The organism is Qipengyuania zhejiangensis, assembly GCF_035607565.1.
Classification (GTDB): Bacteria; Pseudomonadota; Alphaproteobacteria; order Sphingomonadales; family Sphingomonadaceae; genus Qipengyuania; species Qipengyuania zhejiangensis.
On record NZ_JAYKGO010000003.1, the window covers coordinates 42,315 to 58,683 of the forward strand.

The following is a 16,369-nucleotide window of genomic DNA, read 5'->3' on the forward strand; positions in this document are numbered from 1 at the left end:
CATCCGGCCCTTTACTGCGTCAGGATTTCCTTTTCCTTCGCCTGCGCGGCCTGGTCGGCCTCGGCCACATAGGTGTCGGTCAGCTTCTGGACCTCGTCCTCGGACCGCTTGCGCTCGTCCTCGGAGATTTCCTTTTTCTTTTCGTCTTCCTTGAGCGCTTCCATACCGTCGCGGCGGACGTTGCGAATGGCGATCTTGGCCTGTTCCGCATACTGGCCGGCCAGTTTGGCAAGATCCTTGCGGCGTTCCTGCGTCAGGTCGGGCATCGGCAGGCGGACGGTCTGGCCGTCGGTCATCGGGTTGAGCCCGAGGTTGGCCTTGGCGATACCCTTTTCGACCGCGCTCACGTTCGACTTGTCCCACACCTGCACGGTGAGCATCCGCGCCTCGGGCGCCGAAACGGTGGCGACCTGGCTCAGCGGCATCATCGCGCCATAGACTTCGCACACCACCGGATCGAGCAGGCTGGTGTTCGCACGCCCTGTGCGCAAGCCGCCAAGATCGCTCTTGAGACTTTCGACGGCGCCTTTCATGCGGCGTTCGATATCGGCTTTGTCGTACTTTGCCATGGTTCGGCTTCCTCTGACTTCTTGTGTTTTCAGCTCTGGACGATGGTCTGCACGCCTTCGCCTGCAAGAACGCGGGCCAGATTGCCCTTCTCGCGGATGGAGAAGACGACGATCGGAATGTCGTTGTCGCGGCAAAGGGCCACTGCGCTGGCGTCCATGACCTTGAGATTGTCTGCAAGGACACGGTCGTAAGTTACGGTGTCATAACGCGTTGCCTGGGCGTTCTTCTTGGGGTCGCTGTCATACACACCGTCGACGCTGGTGCCTTTGAGCAATGCGTCGCAGCCCATTTCCGCAGCCCTCAGCGCGGCACCGGAATCGGTGGTGAAATAGGGTGCGCCAACGCCCGCAGCGAAAATTACGATGCGGCCCTTTTCCAGGTGGCGTTCGGCACGGCGGCGGATGACCGGTTCGCACACCTGGTCCATCTGCACGGCAGACTGAACGCGTGTCGGCACGCCAATCTGTTCCAGCGCGTTCTGCATCGCCAGCGCGTTCATGACGGTGGCCAGCATTCCCATGTAATCGGCCTGCGCGCGGTCCATCCCCTGGGCTGCACCGGACATTCCGCGAAAGATGTTGCCGCCGCCAATGACGAGGCAGATCTCGAGCCCCTGCTCCTTGGCCGCTTTCACTTCCTTTGCCAGTTCCAGAACGAAGGCCGGATCGATGCCGAACTGCTGATCCCCCATCAACACTTCGCCCGACAATTTCAGGAGGACGCGTTTCATCGGGGGAAGGCTCATGCAGGACTTTCTGGTTTTCAGGGTTTGCGCGGCCTTAGAGCGCAGGGGCGCGCCTGCCAAGTGGGCGGGTACGAAAACGGCCGCCGAACCGAAGTCCGGCGGCCGCAGAATTTTCGAAGCGAAGAACGCTTAGCCGGCGACGGCAGCAGCCACTTCGGCTGCGAAGTCGCTTTCTTCCTTCTCGATGCCTTCGCCCAGCTGGAAGCGGACATAGTCCACCAGCTCGACCTTGGCGCCGATTTCCTTGGCAGCCTGTTCGACGACCTGCGAGATCGGGGTCTTGTTGTCGATGACATAGACCTGGCTCAGCAGGGCGTTTTCCTTGGCGTACTTGGCCACGGCGCCTTCGACCATCTTTTCCTGGACGTTCTCGGGCTTGCCGCTTTCGGCAGCCTTTTCGCGGGCGATCGCACGTTCACGGTCGATCACTTCGGCGTCGAGACCTTCAGCGGTCAGCGCCTGCGGGAAAGCGGCCGCAATGTGCATGCCAAGCTTCTTGCCGAGGTCGGCCAGCTTGTCCTTGTCGCCTTCGCTTTCAAGAGCGACGAGCACGCCGATCTTGCCAAGGTCGGCTGCGACAGCGTTGTGCATGTAGGGCACGACCACGCCATTGGTGACCGAAACCGCCTTCATGCGGCGGACCTGCTGGTTTTCGCCGATGGTTGCCACGTTGTTGGTCAGCTTTTCGGCAACGGTGCCGCCGTCGGGATAGGCCGCGGCCTTCAAGGCGTCGGTATCCGTGCCGCCGACAGCCAGGGCAACCTGCGTGGTCTTGCGAACGAAATCCTGGAACTGGTCGTTCTTGGCCACGAAGTCGGTTTCCGAGTTCACTTCGACCGCCACACCGGTGGTGCCTTCGACGGCAATACCAACGAGGCCTTCGGCTGCGGTACGGCTCGACTTCTTCTGTGCGGTGGCGAGGCCCTTGGCGCGCAGCGCGTCGACAGCGGCTTCGATGTCGCCGTTTGCGGCTTCGAGCGCCTTCTTGGCGTCCATCATGCCCGCGCCGGTCTTCTCGCGCAGGGCTTTCACGTCAGCGGCAGTGAATGCAGCCATGATCAAATTCCTTCTGAAATTGGTATGCGGGCACCGGGCCAGCTGGAAAGCGGCCCGGTGCGTAGCGTTGCAATGTGACGGGCGCGTTTCCGCGCCCGGTCACGAAACGGCTCAGGCCTCGATGGCTTCTTCGGGCGGATTTTCCATCGCACCGAAGTCTGCACCCGAATCCTGGATGCCTTCGCCCTTGCCGCTGCGGGCAGCCTGGGCGATCGCATCGCAGTAAAGCTTGATGGCGCGCGCAGCGTCGTCGTTGCCCGGGATCGGGAACGCGATGCCTTCGGGATCGACGTTGGTGTCGAGCACCGCGACGACCGGAATGCCGAGAACGTTGGCTTCCTTGATCGCCAGGTCTTCCTTGTTGGCGTCGATCACGAACATGACATCGGGAATGCCGCCCATGTCGCGGATACCGCCGAGCGAAAGTTCCAGCTTGTCGCGTTCACGCGTCAGCTGAAGGACTTCCTTCTTGGTCAGCCCGGACATTTCGCCGCCGAGCTGTTCGTCGAGCGTCTTGAGACGCTTGATCGACTTCGAAATGGTCGTCCAGTTCGTGAGCATGCCGCCCAGCCAGCGGTGGTTGACGAAGTGCTGGCCCGAAGCGCGGGCTGCTTCTGCAACGGCGTCCTGCGCCTGCCGCTTGGTGCCAACGAACAGAACCTTGCCGCCCGAACGCGAAGTCTGGTTCACGAAGTCGAGAGCGCGCGCGAACAGCGGCACGGTCTGCGACAGGTCGATGATGTGGATGCCGTTGCGCGCGCCGAAAATATACGGCTTCATGCGCGGGTTCCAGCGGTGGGTCTGGTGGCCGAAGTGTGCGCCGGCCTCGATCAGCTGCTGCATCGTGACGGTAGGAGCCGCCATAATAGTATTCCTTTCCGGTTGTGCCTCTGGAAAGCTGGAACCCGTGTTGCGGAGTATCCCGCGACGGGCACCGGTATGAGCGCCTTCCATGTGGATTTGCCCGTCGTGAAGAACAGCCGGAATGGCCGATTCTCGCGCGGACGGCGGGCCTTTAGCCCCCATTCGGTTGGAAATCCAGCCTCGATTCACCGCTAAAAAAGGGAAATCTGGCGCGAAAAGCGCTTGACAGGCCAGAACAAAACGAGAACACTGTTCTCATCGCCGGAACTTCCGGCGGGCAATAAGGGTTTTCCACCATATATCCCCGACCTGTCAACAAGGTTGTCGACAGCCGGGCCAGGAGAATTTCAGATGTTCGCACTGTTCCTCGTCGCCCTTTTCGCCCTCGCCGCAATCGCGGCCCTGGGCGTGCTTGCCGATAGCGGATTGCGTTGGTGGTCCGCTTTCGGCCAGCTCCGGCGCGAGATTCGGCACGAGGGTGTATATGCGGCTCTGCCCGCACTGCGTTCGCCCGTCGTATCGGGGGGATGCACCGGGCTTGGGCGTCCGTCCTTGCGCCCGTTGCCGGTGATCTCGGTCAGCCGCGCCGCCTGATCCGCGTGTACTTGATCAGCGAATAAGGAAGCAGTGACAGATACCCCGCGCAGATCGCGCTCAGTGTCCACCATGGTTCCAGCAGCAGCGCGGCAAACAGCAGGCCGACGAAGGCCAGCACTTCCAGCCTGATTCCGCGCCGTGGGCGCAGCGATGTCCAGCTTGGCGTGGCCATGTTCGAAATCATCAGGCCCGCAATTGCGACCAGCCATATCCCGACAAAGATCGGCTCGCGCAATTCATCCAGACCCGTGGCCATCCACAGATAGAATGGCGCGAACGCCAGACCCGCGCCAAGCGGCGCGGGAACGCCGGTCAGAAACCCCAAAGATTTGTGGGGCTGATCCTGCGTGTCGATCTGTGCGTTGAACCGCGCCAGTCGCAGCGCACAACAGATTGCGAAGGCCAGGGCCGCAAACCAGCCGAGGCGCGGTTCGGACTGCAACGACCACAGGTATACGATAATCGCGGGCGCCGTCCCGAAACTGAGCGAATCGGCAAGACTGTCGAGTTCGGCGCCGAAGCGCGACTGCGCGTTTAGAGCGCGCGCGATCCGGCCATCGATGCCGTCAAGCACGCCGGCAAGAAGAACGGCAAGGACAGCCGCCCCCCAGTTTTCCGCAATGGCAAAGCGAATGCCGGTCAGACCCGAACACAGGGCCGCAGCGGTGATTGCGTTCGGTACCATTGCCCGTAACGACAGGCCGCGCGAACGACCCAGGATCGGCCGTTCATCCTCAGCCGCCTTTGGCCCGAGACGCGCATGTTCTTCAGGTTCGTGCGGCAGGTTCATTGGGCGACACCTTCGATAAGTTTCTGCGTACCGATTTCTGCCAGGACGGTTTCGCCCGCTATGGTCCGTTGCCCCAGCAAAACCTTGGAATCGGTCCCCGCAGGCAAATAAACATCAACCCGGCTGCCAAACCGGATCAGGCCGACACGTTGCCCCACCCCGACCGTATCGCCCGGCTTCACGAACGGAACGATCCGCCGCGCCACAAGGCCCGCGATCTGCGTGAAGCCGATCTTCACCCCGTCCATCCGTTCGATCAGGATGTGCTGGCGTTCGTTTTCCTCGCTCGCCTTGTCCAGCCCTGCATCGACAAAGCTTCCGGGAATATAGATCACCCGCCGCACCGTGCCCGCAACGGGTGCCCGATTGATGTGAACGTCGAACACCGACATGAAGATCGAAACGCGGGTGACCTTGCCCGGGGCAAGTCCCGTGTGTTCGGTGCCATCGTCAATCGACAACTCGTTTGGCAGTTCGACTTCGGCAATCTGCGAAACGAGACCGTCGGCCGGGGCGACGATCAGGCGTTCGTCCTGCGGCACCACGCGTTCGGGATCCCGGAAGAACGCAAACACGCCAAGCGACAGGAGCAGCAGCGGCCAGCCGACGATTTCCCAGTCCAGGCCGAACAGGAACCCAAGGCTCACCACCACCGATATCAGCCCGAACTTGCGCCCCTCGGGGTGGATTGCGGGCCAGGACCAGCGGGCTTCGCCGCGGCCCCGGTTGTCTAGAAGATCACCTGCCATGATGTTGACCTACGCGTTGGATCGCGGTGGAACAAGGCATCACGCGGCTTTGCGAACGAACACCGTCCCAGCCGAATACCCCGCACCAAAGCTGCAGATAAGGCCGGTATCGCCCGCGACCAGATCGTCGCTGTGCAGGTGAAACGCGATGATGGACCCTGCGCTCGACGTATTCCCATACGTATCCAGCACGGTCGGGCTTTCGTCCGCGTTCGCTTCGTGGCCGAGCACTCGTTGGGCGATAAGGCGGTTCATGCCGGCATTCGCCTGATGCAGCCACAGGCGGCGCAAACCAGCCGGATCGATGCCCAGCCGCTCCGCTTCGCTGACGATCATCTCGGCCACCATCGGCACCACTTCCTTGAACACCTTGCGGCCTTCCTGGACGAACAGTTTGTCGGCCTTGCCCTGCCCTTCGGGTGAAGCCCGATTGAGAAATCCGAAATTGTTGCGGATGTTGTTCGAGAACACGGTCTTCAGCTTTGTGCCGAGAATATCCCAGTGCGCGGCAGGGGCGATCGCGGCATCCTCGACCAGGACCGCGGTGGCCACGTCGCCGAAGATGAAATGGCTGTCGCGATCACGCCAGTTCAGGTGCCCGCTGGTGATTTCGGGGCTGACGACCAGCACGCTGCGGGCGTTACCCGCGCGAATGTAATCGGCGGCGGTCTGGATGCCGAAGGTGGCCGAAGAACACGCAACGTTCATGTCGAAACCGAAGCCGTCGATCCCCAGCGCCTGCTGAATCTCGATCGCCATGGCGGGATAGGGCCGCTCCATATTGGAGGCCGCGCACAGGACCGCGTCCACATCGCTGGCCTTGCGCCCTGCCCGCTCAAGCGCCTGACGGGCCGCTGCCACACCGATTTCGGCCATCAACGACAGTTCATCGTTGCTGCGTTCGGCCCAGCGCGGACCCATCGAGTCAGGATCGAGCACCGGTTCCTTGGCCATCACGTGCCGGGACTTGATGCCGCTCGCCTTCTCGATGAATTCGACCGAGCTTTCGTTCAGCGGCTCCGCCTCGCCCGCCGCAATGACGTCGGCGTGGGCGGCGTTGTGCCGACGGACGAATTCGTTGAAGCTTGCGACCAGTTCTTCATTGGAGATGCTGTCCGCAGGGGTGAAAAGACCGGTGGCCGAGATGACGGGGCGACCGGTCATTTGCGTATCGTGACTCATGCCGGCCCAGTTACGCGTGCGTATCGCTGCGAGCAAGAGTTGGCACTTTCCCCGTGACGCACTAAGCATTTCATCATGAGTCTCTCCACGACCGAGCGCGCCGCTAATTTCTGCCAGGCTTGTGCGATACGAAATCGTGCGATCTGTTCCGAGCTAGACGACAAGGAAATAGGCGTTCTCAACCAGTTGGGTCGCCGCAGGGTGCTCGTTCCCGGCGAACAGCTGCTCTGGGAAGGGGACGAAGCCGTGCTCGTCGCCAATGTGATCGACGGTGTCCTGAAATTGTCGACCCAGACTGTGGACGGCAAGGAACAGATACTGGGGCTGGTGTACCCATCGGATTTCCTCGGCCGCCCGTTCGGCCAGACGACGCCTTACGGAGTCGAAGCGTTGACCGAAGCCAACGTCTGCGTGTTCGAGCGGCGCGATTTCGACCGGTTCGCACGCGAACATCCCCGGCTCGAGCACAAGCTTCTCGAGCGCACGCTGGCCGAACTCGACCGCACGAGGCGCTGGATGTTGCTGCTGGGCCGGATGAATGCCGAACAGAAGCTGGCGACCTTCCTGCTCGAAATGGCCAGCCGACTGGGCGAAACCGGATGGAAAGAAGGTAATGGGGCGACCGGTCGGATCATCGATCTTCCGTTGTCGCGCCAGCAGATTGCCGATGTGCTCGGCCTCACGATCGAGACGGTCAGCCGCCAGCTTACGAAACTGAAGAAGGATGGCCTCATCGACCTTCCGTCGCGCCGCGAAATCGCGATCCTTCAGCCTGCCGAACTGGAACACAGGGCTGGCTGATCCGTCCTGACGGCCACTTATCGGTGCCGGACCCACCTTTCGCAGTTGGGCACTTCACAAAGCCCTGTTAAGGGGCCGCCATGCTTCAGATCGACGACCTTACTGTGCGCCTTGGCGGGCGACCCATCCTCCAACGCGCAAGTGCCTCCATACCCAAGGATGCGCGGGTCGGGCTGATCGGGCGCAACGGCGCAGGAAAATCCACGCTGATGAAGGCCATCATCGGCGAGATTGAGCCCGACGAAGGCGAAATCACGAAGCCGTCGCGGTGCCGCATCGGCTATATCGCACAGGAGGCGCCGAACGGGTCGATCACCCCGGAACAAGCGGTGTTGGCCGCCGACGTCGAACGCACCCGGTTGCTGGAAGAATCGGAAACCTGCACCGATCCGGACAGGCTTGGCGACGTTTATGATCGCCTGATCGCAATCGATGCCTACAGCGCGCCATCGCGGGCCGCCCGCATTCTGACCGGGCTTGGCTTCGACGAGGAAATGCAGGCGCGCCCGCTCGACAGTTTTTCAGGCGGCTGGAAAATGCGCGTGGCGCTGGGGGCGCTGCTGTTCTCCGAACCCGATATCCTGTTGCTGGACGAACCGTCGAACCACCTCGACCTCGAAGCGACGCTGTGGCTCGAGAATTTTCTCAAGAGCTATCCCGGAACCCTGCTGGTCATCAGCCACGAACGCGATCTTCTGAACAAGGTCGTCGACCATATCCTGCATCTGCAGGGCGGTCAGCTGGACCTGTATACCGGCGGTTACGACAGTTTCGAGAAACAGCGCGCCGAACGCGCCGCACAGCTTGCCTCGGCCAAGGCCAACCAGGACGCGCAGCGTGCGCGCCTGGAAGATTATGTCGCGCGCAACAGCGCCCGTGCATCCACCGCGAAACAGGCCCAGTCGCGGGCCAAGATGTTGACCAGGATGCAGCCGATCGCCGCGTTGATGGAAGATCCGTCGCTCAGCTTCGAATTTCCCGATCCGGCTGAAATGCGTTCGCCTATGATCGTGACCGAAGCGGTCGCGGTGGGATATAACGACGCTTCGCCGGTTCTGAAGCGCGTCGACCTGCGGATCGATGCCGATGACCGGATCGCGCTCCTGGGACGCAATGGCAACGGCAAGACCACGCTGGCGCGCCTGCTGGCTGCACAGCTCCAGCCCATGGAAGGCGAGGTGAACGCGCCCGGCAAACTGAAAGTCGGCTATTTCACCCAGTACCAGGTCGAAGAGCTTGCGAGCGAAGCGACCCCGCTGGAACTGATGACGCGCATCATGGACGGGAAATCGCCCGCCGCCGTGCGCGCGCAGTTGGGACGGTTTGGATTTTCCGGGAACCGCGCCACGCAGAAGGTCGAAAAGCTGTCCGGCGGCGAACGTGCGCGCCTTGCGCTGGCGCTCATCACCCGTGACGCGCCGCATCTGCTGATTCTGGACGAACCGACGAACCACCTCGACGTCGACGCACGCGAAGCACTCATTCGGGCGCTGAACGATTATACCGGTGCTGTCATCCTGATCAGCCACGATCGCCACATGGTCGAACTGACCGCCGACCGGTTGATCCTCGTCGATGGAGGCACGGCGCGGGCCTACGATGGCAGCATGTCGGATTACATCGACTTCATCCTGGGCCGTAACCAGCCGAAGTCCGACAATGGCGCAGCGGGTGGCAAACGATCCAAGGGCAAGACGCGCAAGGCGAACGATCAGCTCAAGAAAGTCCGCGCGGAGATCGGCAAGCTTGAAAAGGAGATGGCCAGCCTCCAGGCCGATTGCAGCCGGATCGACAAGGCGCTGATCGACCCTGCCAGCGCGACCGATCGTTTCGCGCAAAAATCTCCGGGCGATCTTCTGGCCTTAAGGGCGCAGATTTCCGGCGATCTGGAGCAAACCGAAGCCGAATGGCTGGCGCTTGGCGAGCAGCTGGAGACTATCGAGAACGATTGATCGGGGTGGCGTGCAAGGCGCGTGGTTGCGCGTCGGACACCCCGGGTTCAGGCTGCGCGTCGTGCCGCTTCCCGGAAGGACACCAGCCGGCGCCGGTCTTCGTCCCACAGGGCAAGGCCAAGCGAACGCATGGCCTGACGCGGCGTGATCCGGTTCACCGTCTTCAGTCCGGGGTGCGCCTTCAGCACTTCGGGCAGGCGATAGAACGGTATCCTGCTGGCCAGATGATGGACGTGGTGGATACCGATATTGCCCGTGAACCAGCGCAGGGGCGCGGGCAGCTGGAGATAGGAACTTCCGCCCAGGGCCGCGTCGTGAAACGACCAGTCCGCCGCCGTTTCCCAATGCGCCTCTTCGAACTGGTGCTGGACATAGAACAGCCAGACACCAAGCGAGGCGGCAACCAGCAACACCGGCAGGAAAACCAGCGTCGTCACAAGCGCTCCGAAGACCAGTCCCAGGATCAGCAGCAGGATGGCTGTGGCCGCATTCGTTCCCATCGCGCTCGTCCAGTAAAGCCAGCCGTCTTTCATCTGCCCAATCGGCAGACGATGGCGCACGATGAACAGGTAGGCTGGCCCGATGCCCAACAGCACCAGCGGTTGGCGATAGAGGCGATAGAACAGCCGTTGCAGGAAACTGCGTTCGCTGAATTCCCGCACCGTAAGGGTGTCCACGTCCCCAAATCCGCGCGCGTCAAGATTGCCGGTGCCGGCGTGATGCAACGCGTGCGACCGGCGCCAGCAATCGTAAGGCGTGAGAGTGAACACGCCGAGCGCCCGGCCAAGCCAGTCGTTTCCGGACCGGTTCGGGAAAAACGATCCATGCCCGCAATCGTGCTGGATAATAAACAGCCGCAGCAGGAAAAGTCCCGCCAGGGGCGTGAGCGCCAGCGCAAGCAGGTAACCGGCTTGCACGGCAAACAGGATGCCTGCGAACAATGCCAGGAACGGGACCACGGTAACGGCAAGTTCCCAGGCGCTCCGGCTGCGGCGGGGATCCCGGAAAGCGTTCAGTTCGCGGACCAGTTTGCGCGGGTCCGGCACGTTGTTCGCAACGTGCCCGCAACCGTCAACGCGGGCGTCGCCAAAACCGTCATCGGACTGCGACACACATACCTCTTTAGTATTAGAATTCACCGGGATCTCAACTCTGCGCACATCAGCGTCACGGGAAAATGACCGCGACCTTCGATTGGAGGACATCACTTAATGGGTATTGGGGCCAGCGCAACGCCTGAGGCAAAATAGAAACGTTTGCGAAGTGCCGAGGGAGAGCCGGTGGTGGACAGGGCTTGATTCGAACCGGAAAAATAACGCTTTGATATCAATCCTGTTCTCGGAATGAGCGGGAGGCCTCCCCCACACTCTCCCCCACATTTTCGTTCATTTAACGGTGGTTCGGTTCAGCGTTTCGACCAAAAAACTGAATAAATGGGCCGTTCGCAGGGCGCGTGATCGCCACATAATGGCACGTTCTGACACTGTCCATTTGCGGGTTAGCGACCTGGTCAGTTCAATGCCCGATGCCGCTCCACCAGCCTGTGCAAACTGGATGTGGTGATGCGCGTTGCTTTGCCGATCTTCACCGCTTCTAGTTCGCCGTTGGCAATCAACTCGTAGAGTTTTGTTCGGCCAACGCCGATCATGCGGGCGGCGTCATTGACCCGGACGCAGATTGGCTCGACGAGCTGCCGTCCGCTCATTCTGCCGGTTCCTCTTCACGATAGTGAGCGGGATCGGCGATCCAGCGATTGATGGCTGACTCATGCCATCCCGCGCCATGCACGCTGATCTTCACCTGCGAGGGGAAAGTGCCTTCGGCGATCTTGCGGTAGATGGTGGAACGGGAAAGACCGGTGCGGTCGAGCACGGTCTTCAAACGGATGATGCGTTCGGTATTGGACATTGGGCGTTCTCATTATTGATACTGGCAGCCCCTCTACGGAACATAATGAGAACTTTTTGGTGCAGCGCAAGGGTCAGTCTGAGTTGAAATTCGAGCAAATCTTCAACGATTTGCATGATATGAAACGGCTATGGACGGTCCGAGACCTTTGCGGACAAACCGCTCAACATCTGTCGGTTCTGAAAATTTTCGCGCCCAGCGCGAATTTGTGATTCACGCGGCCGAAATTGCGAGGGCAAGGACGTAATCCCGCGCCAGCGGTACCAGAATCTGCGCGAATCGTATTAAGAAAATACAATGCTATCGCGATCCTCGCTGTTTTCGAATTGGCATGAGGCGAGTGATTTATGTGCAGTCGATCCTGTCTACCTAAAATGGCCGAAACTGGGCCGGTAGCGGAAAGTCTGCTTTTGGCTAAGCGTGACGTGAAAGCCGACGGAGCCACTATTTCAATGTTTTCCTGGGCAATGTCTACAAGATTGATCCCTTTGCAATTGCCGTGGATTTGGCGCGTCGCGTTTCTGACATCCGTCTGGTAGCGCTCGATCCCGGCGGTCACCTAATTTTTGGGCACCTTGCAGAGTTGGCGAGGTCAACAGACAAATATTGGGAAGCTACAGGACAATGACCGTCAGTCTGGTTGGGCTCGTTAGTGTTTAGTGAAACACTAAGAGTGGCACATTGCTTTCTCTCAACAGTCGCTTCGTGACCCCTCCAAAGATGGCCTCAGGGATCCGCCCGCTGCCATAGGCTCCCATCACCACGTATCTCGCGCCTTCCTCTTGCGCTCGCTCCAGAATGGCGTCTGCGATCCTGTCATCAGTTTCACGAGACAGCGGGCCGCTATTGATTCCATACCTACGCAAATAGCCGACCGCGTCATCAAGCTCGAGCGGCCCGCCGGGTCCATTGAATTGGAGCACCGTCACTCCATACGCCTTTTCAAGCAAAGGGACCGCCGCCCTCATCGCCTCGTTCGCTTCCGCTTCGCCGTCCCAGGCGACGAGGACTTTCCCGCAAGGGTCAAACCCCCGGCATTTCGGGGGCACGACGAGTACCGGTCGCTTCGCCTTGACGATCACTTCACCCGCGATCCGCAGGGCATGATCCAGGTCATGCGATGGTGCCTGGCTCGTCAGGATGACAAGGTCAGCAAACCCGATCGCTCTTGGGATCTCATCGCCGGGATCACCAGTGACCCCGAGCATCTCCCAACTCACACCTTCCGAAGCCATCCGTTTCTCGATTGCCGACTTGTTCGACGCTTCGCCTTCCCGTGCTAACTGCAAAAGTGTGCTGAGGCCCCAGCGCGTGATGCTCTCGTCCCCCCATTCCGGCGGTATGACAATGTCCAGGCAGATCAGATGACCTGAAAGCTGCCGCGTCAGGTCGATTGCGACCTGCAATCGTGCCTCCTGTTCGCGATCATTATGCAAGAACACCAGGATGTTCTTCATCCAGAGCCTCCGCTGAGCTAGAAACAGCAATTCGCCTTAGCCGACTGGAGCGGTGACAGAAAGAATATTGACCGTAATCCCGCGAGCTATCCGGCTCATTTTCGTTCCTGCTTCCACCCCTAGATGGAGAAGCGGGAGTGCGTCAGCCCCCAGGAAATCTGCGGAAATAGAACCGCTTGGCAATCTCCGTCGACAGGGCATAGGCGGCGACGATGAGGCTACAGAACAGCATCATCCTGACGCTCGGCGCATAAAGGCCGAACAGCCAGTCGGCCGCCGGGAGGTAGGGCATTGCGACCGCCGCGACGGCTAGCACCACTGTCAGCCACACGAGCAGCGCAGAAGGCCTGCTGGCGAAGCTGAAACGTCGCGTACGCAGGATGAGCAGGACGACCAGTTCGGTAAGCAGCGAGATCACGAACCAGATCGTCTGGAACTCGGTCTCTCCGGCCTCCATGACCAGCCGCAAGGCTGCGAACGTGACCAGGTCGAATAGGGAACTTAGCAAGCCAAACACGATCATGAACCGCTGGATGGACTTCACATCCCAGCGCTGCGGAGTGTCGATCCGTTCTTCATCAACTTTGTCAGACGAGATTGCCGCGGCAGGCACGTCGGACAGGAAGTTGTTGAGCAGGATCTGTTTGGGAAGGAGCGGCAGGAACGGGAGGAGCGGCGTGGCGACCGCCATGCTGACCATATTGCCGAAATTTGCACTGGTGGTGATCGATATATATTTCAGCGTGTTGGCAAAAGTCCGCCTTCCCGAAACGATGCCTTGCGCGATTACGCCAAGGTCCTTCTCGAGCAGGACAAGGTCAGCGCTCTCGCGCGCAACATCGACGGCCTGCTCAACCGAAATCCCCACATCCGCCAGTTGCAGCGCAGGAGCGTCATTGATGCCGTCTCCCAGATAGCCGACGGAATTCCCCGTTTCCTGCAGCGCCCGGATGATCCGCTCTTTCTGTTGCGGATCAATCTCGGCAAAGATCGAAGTTTGGACTGCCCGCTGCTGCAAGGCGGCACTGGACATGCGTGTAATCGCCTCGCCGGTCAGGATCGATTTGGGATCAAGACCCACTTCGCTTGCCACATGGGCGGTTACGTACCGATTGTCGCCGCTGATGACCTTGGTGGCAATGCCCAGCTCCGCAAGCTCGCGAATGGTCTGCGCCGCATCCTCTTTCGGCGGATCACGGAAAAGGAGGAGGCCGGTCAGGACCATATCGCGTTCCGTATCCCTGCCGATCTGACAATCAGGGGCGATCTCGCGCTCGGCGAGGGCAAGCACGCGGTAGCCAGCCTCGCCCTGCTTGCGAAACAATGCATCGAGCGCAAGCCGCTCTTGCGATGATAACAGCCGTGTTTCCGACCCGATCCGGATATGGCTGCAAACCGACACAACCTCAGCGTAGGCGCCCTTGGTCACGAGCAGTGCCTTGTCTGCCGCGTCCGTCCCGGCAACAGCGATGCTGAGCCGCCGCCGGCTGAAATCGTAGGGAATTTCGCCCAGCTTGCGACATCCGTCGCCGGTCTGCCCCGCGCGTTTGCCAGCCGCAACGATCGCCTCGTCCAGGGGATTGGCAATGCCGCTTTCGAAATGGGAGTTGAGGAAGGCCGCGCGCAGGACTGTGTCGCTGGCCGCACCAGAAGGATCGATCGCCGCATCGAGCATGACCACGCCCTGTGTGAGCGTGCCGGTCTTGTCAGTGCACAGGAGGTTCATGCTTCCCAGGTTTTCGACCGCTTCCAGCCGGCGGACGATCACCCCGCGCTTCGACAGGCGTTGCGCTCCGGCGGACAGGGTCACGCTGATGATGGCGGGCAGAAGCTCCGGCGACAGTCCCACCGCCAGCGCGACCGCAAACAGGAGCGAGTCGATCGCCGGCCGGCCAAGCAGCTGGTTCGCCGTCAGAACCGCGATCACAATCACGATCATCACCCGCATCAGCATCGCGCCGAATTTGCGAACCCCGCGCGCAAAATCGCTTTCCTCAGCCCCTGCCTGCAAGCTTTGGGCGATCGCGCCGAACTGCGTCTCCTGGCCCCGTTGCAGGACCAGCATCGTGGCAGTCCCGCTGCGAAGCGACGACCCCATGAAAAGCCAGTTGCTTCGTTGCGCGGCTGGTGTGTCTTTCGGGGTCAAGCCCGGCGCTTTCTCGACGGGCATCGATTCCCCTGTCAGCGCGGCCTGGGTAACCAGGCAATCCTGGGCCTCGATCACCAGCCCGTCGGCGGGAACAAGGTTTCCGGCTGACAGCCTGACAAGGTCGCCCCGGACAAGCTCTTTGACCGGAACCTCGGCTTCAGTGCCTCCCCGCAAGGCCCTGGCACGCAGGGCAATGCTCCCGCGCAGGGCCTCCATCGCACGCGAGGCCCGGAACTCCTGCGAGAAGCTCAAGATTCCGCTCCCCACCACGATCGCAAGGATGATGGCTGCATCCATCCATTCGCGCAGGAAGGCCGCGACGAGCGCTCCGAACAACAGGATAAGCACAAGAGGACTTTTGAACTGGCGGCCAAGCAGAGCGAGAACCGGCGCTGAGTGCCTGTCCTGCAGGCTGTTCGGCCCATCTTCAGCCAGCCTGCGCTCGGCCTCCCCAACTGTGAGGCCTGACGGCGAACTATCAGCCAGCCGAAGGGCCTGGTCGACCGGCAACTGCCAGAATTCGTCCTTCACGCCCTGCCCCTCCCATCGCGGCCATTCGAAGCATGCATCCCTTTCCGGAGGAGAAAGAAGCTTGGAATGAGCGGCAGCCAGAGCGTGAGACCGCGAAGAAGCAGGACAGCGGTCAGTCCTCCCTCGAATGCGACGCCAAGCGAGACCAGCATGGCCACCGCAGCCGCCTCGAAACTGCCAAGGCCCATCGGAATGGGAGACAAGGTTGCAGAAATCGAACCGGCCATGAGCGCAAGAAACGCAGTCCCCGGTTCGAATGGCATGCCAAGCGCCATGAAGATGATTGCGAGGGTCATCGAGTCGGCGAGAAAGACGGCCGCGTTGCAAACCGCCACGCGGCCCAGCAACCCGTGATCCCGGACGAGTTCCGCCGGGGCTTCGCCAATTACGGTCAAGAGCTTGGCGATCGGAGTGAAGCGCTCGATCCGCGGAGGAAGCGGTTTGCTGCCGCGATTACGCAACCACAGCGCAAGCAGGGGAATCGCAAGCGCCACCAACAGGAATGCAGTGACAAGTCCAACCAGCAGCGGGGTGGCATCCTTGTGCAGCCACAGGACGACCAGCATAACGACTGCCAGAACGGCATAGGCGACATAATAGCCTAGCAGCGAGATAATGAGAGTTGCCGCTGCAGCACTTCTCGGTACTCCTAGGCTCGTGAGCCGGTCGATGAGCAAGACGTGACCGCCGATGCCGGCGCTGGGAATGGCCTGGTCGGCGAACAGCTTGGACACTGCGATCGGAAGCAGCTGTATCAGCGGGCGAGGCGAAGCCGCGCGCTTCAGGACAGACTTCCAACCATAGGCGACCGATGCATAGGTTCCGAACTGCAGGGCTATCGCGACCAGCAGCCAGATTGGTTCCGCTTGACGCAGCAATGCCAGAAAATGCTCGAGGTCGCCAAAATGCATGACTGCGAAAACAGCACCGGCGATGGCCAGGGCGATGGCAAGACGCCGAGAAAACCTGCTTCCCTTTACTGGGGCGTTCTGGCCCTGGCCTTCAGGAGTCATCTCGC

The 16,369-nt window shown here is 61.0% G+C and carries 16 protein-coding genes; 3 read left to right on the forward strand and 13 right to left on the reverse strand.

The features are described from left to right. Positions 1-11: 11 nt before the first annotated feature. From frr to rpsB, 4 genes are all read right to left on the reverse strand, one after another. The gene (gene frr, locus VR863_RS07835) at positions 12-569 is read right to left on the reverse strand and encodes a ribosome recycling factor (RefSeq protein ID WP_324827914.1); all 558 of its coding nucleotides are present in this window, start codon (positions 567-569) and stop codon (positions 12-14) included. Positions 570-598: 29 nt separating this feature from the next. Beyond that, positions 599-1,315: a UMP kinase gene (gene pyrH, locus VR863_RS07840; RefSeq protein ID WP_324827915.1), complete on the reverse strand. Its 717-nt coding sequence runs from the start codon at positions 1,313-1,315 to the stop codon at positions 599-601. Between the two features lie 129 nt (positions 1,316-1,444). Further along, positions 1,445-2,371, reverse strand: coding sequence for a translation elongation factor Ts (gene tsf / locus VR863_RS07845; RefSeq protein ID WP_324827916.1), 927 nt, complete (start codon positions 2,369-2,371; stop codon positions 1,445-1,447). Between the two features lie 111 nt (positions 2,372-2,482). Further along, positions 2,483-3,235, reverse strand: coding sequence for a 30S ribosomal protein S2 (rpsB, locus tag VR863_RS07850; protein WP_324827917.1), 753 nt, complete (start codon positions 3,233-3,235; stop codon positions 2,483-2,485). Between the two features lie 351 nt (positions 3,236-3,586). Between rpsB and VR863_RS07855 the strand changes: the two genes are divergently transcribed. Beyond that, positions 3,587-3,829 carry a hypothetical protein gene (locus VR863_RS07855; protein WP_324827918.1) on the forward strand — a complete coding sequence of 81 codons (243 nt, stop codon included), beginning with the start codon at positions 3,587-3,589 and terminating at the stop codon, positions 3,827-3,829. Here VR863_RS07855 and VR863_RS07860 read toward each other — a convergent pair. From VR863_RS07860 to VR863_RS07870, 3 genes are read right to left on the reverse strand one after another with little or no spacing between them, the layout of a single operon-like run. Then, complete coding sequence (locus VR863_RS07860) at positions 3,813-4,622, reverse strand: CDP-alcohol phosphatidyltransferase family protein (protein ID WP_324827919.1); 810 nt, start codon at positions 4,620-4,622, stop codon at positions 3,813-3,815. The genes VR863_RS07855 and VR863_RS07860 overlap by 17 nt on opposite strands. Next, on the reverse strand, positions 4,619-5,371 hold the full coding sequence (locus VR863_RS07865; RefSeq protein ID WP_324827920.1) for a phosphatidylserine decarboxylase: 753 nt from the start codon (positions 5,369-5,371) through the stop codon (positions 4,619-4,621). Before VR863_RS07865 ends, VR863_RS07860 begins: the two co-directional genes overlap by 4 nt. 39 nt (positions 5,372-5,410) lie before the next feature. Next, on the reverse strand, positions 5,411-6,553 hold the full coding sequence (locus tag VR863_RS07870; protein ID WP_324827921.1) for a beta-ketoacyl-ACP synthase III: 1,143 nt from the start codon (positions 6,551-6,553) through the stop codon (positions 5,411-5,413). Between the two features lie 75 nt (positions 6,554-6,628). On the opposite strand from VR863_RS07870, the gene VR863_RS07875 reads away from it, so the two are divergent. Both VR863_RS07875 and VR863_RS07880 read left to right on the forward strand, forming a co-directional pair. Further along, on the forward strand, positions 6,629-7,354 hold the full coding sequence (locus tag VR863_RS07875) for a Crp/Fnr family transcriptional regulator (protein ID WP_324827922.1): 726 nt from the start codon (positions 6,629-6,631) through the stop codon (positions 7,352-7,354). Between the two features lie 80 nt (positions 7,355-7,434). Then, entirely contained in the window at positions 7,435-9,306 is a 1,872-nt protein-coding gene (locus VR863_RS07880) for an ABC-F family ATP-binding cassette domain-containing protein (protein WP_324827923.1), read from the forward strand. Positions 9,307-9,353: 47 nt separating this feature from the next. Here the strand turns inward: VR863_RS07880 and VR863_RS07885 are convergent, their stop codons facing one another. The 6 genes from VR863_RS07885 to VR863_RS07910 form a co-directional block, all read right to left on the reverse strand. Beyond that, a complete protein-coding gene (locus tag VR863_RS07885) occupies positions 9,354-10,418 on the reverse strand; it encodes a fatty acid desaturase (protein WP_324827924.1) in 1,065 nt (354 codons plus the stop codon). A gap of 398 nt (positions 10,419-10,816) precedes the next feature. Then, positions 10,817-11,011 (reverse strand): helix-turn-helix domain-containing protein, encoded by a 195-nt coding sequence (locus VR863_RS07890; RefSeq protein ID WP_324827925.1) that lies wholly within the window; start codon positions 11,009-11,011, stop codon positions 10,817-10,819. Further along, positions 11,008-11,214, reverse strand: coding sequence for a helix-turn-helix transcriptional regulator (locus tag VR863_RS07895; protein WP_067673162.1), 207 nt, complete (start codon positions 11,212-11,214; stop codon positions 11,008-11,010). Before VR863_RS07895 ends, VR863_RS07890 begins: the two co-directional genes overlap by 4 nt. A 656-nt stretch (positions 11,215-11,870) precedes the next feature. Further along, entirely contained in the window at positions 11,871-12,671 is an 801-nt protein-coding gene (locus VR863_RS07900) for a universal stress protein (protein WP_324827926.1), read from the reverse strand. A gap of 142 nt (positions 12,672-12,813) precedes the next feature. Further along, on the reverse strand, positions 12,814-15,351 hold the full coding sequence (mgtA, locus tag VR863_RS07905) for a magnesium-translocating P-type ATPase (protein WP_324827927.1): 2,538 nt from the start codon (positions 15,349-15,351) through the stop codon (positions 12,814-12,816). Beyond that, entirely contained in the window at positions 15,348-16,364 is a 1,017-nt protein-coding gene (locus VR863_RS07910) for a lysylphosphatidylglycerol synthase transmembrane domain-containing protein (RefSeq protein WP_324827928.1), read from the reverse strand. Before VR863_RS07910 ends, mgtA begins: the two co-directional genes overlap by 4 nt. Positions 16,365-16,369: the final 5 nt, after the last annotated feature.

Bases quoted from the DNA above. Each gene is read 5' to 3' on its own strand.
- VR863_RS07865 (WP_324827920.1), bottom strand. From the start codon at position 5,371: ATGGCAGGTGATCTTCTAGACAACCGGGGCCGCGGCGAAGCCCGCTGG.
- VR863_RS07875 (WP_324827922.1), top strand. From the start codon at position 6,629: ATGAGTCTCTCCACGACCGAGCGCGCCGCTAATTTCTGCCAGGCTTGT.
- tsf (WP_324827916.1), bottom strand. From the start codon at position 2,371: ATGGCTGCATTCACTGCCGCTGACGTGAAAGCCCTGCGCGAGAAGACC.
- VR863_RS07895 (WP_067673162.1), bottom strand. From the start codon at position 11,214: ATGTCCAATACCGAACGCATCATCCGTTTGAAGACCGTGCTCGACCGC.
- VR863_RS07890 (WP_324827925.1), bottom strand. From the start codon at position 11,011: ATGAGCGGACGGCAGCTCGTCGAGCCAATCTGCGTCCGGGTCAATGAC.
- rpsB (WP_324827917.1), bottom strand. From the start codon at position 3,235: ATGGCGGCTCCTACCGTCACGATGCAGCAGCTGATCGAGGCCGGCGCA.
- VR863_RS07855 (WP_324827918.1), top strand. From the start codon at position 3,587: ATGTTCGCACTGTTCCTCGTCGCCCTTTTCGCCCTCGCCGCAATCGCG.
- frr (WP_324827914.1), bottom strand. From the start codon at position 569: ATGGCAAAGTACGACAAAGCCGATATCGAACGCCGCATGAAAGGCGCC.
- VR863_RS07870 (WP_324827921.1), bottom strand. From the start codon at position 6,553: ATGAGTCACGATACGCAAATGACCGGTCGCCCCGTCATCTCGGCCACC.
- pyrH (WP_324827915.1), bottom strand. From the start codon at position 1,315: ATGAGCCTTCCCCCGATGAAACGCGTCCTCCTGAAATTGTCGGGCGAA.
- VR863_RS07880 (WP_324827923.1), top strand. From the start codon at position 7,435: ATGCTTCAGATCGACGACCTTACTGTGCGCCTTGGCGGGCGACCCATC.
- VR863_RS07900 (WP_324827926.1), bottom strand. From the start codon at position 12,671: ATGAAGAACATCCTGGTGTTCTTGCATAATGATCGCGAACAGGAGGCA.
- VR863_RS07860 (WP_324827919.1), bottom strand. From the start codon at position 4,622: ATGAACCTGCCGCACGAACCTGAAGAACATGCGCGTCTCGGGCCAAAG.
- VR863_RS07910 (WP_324827928.1), bottom strand. From the start codon at position 16,364: ATGACTCCTGAAGGCCAGGGCCAGAACGCCCCAGTAAAGGGAAGCAGG.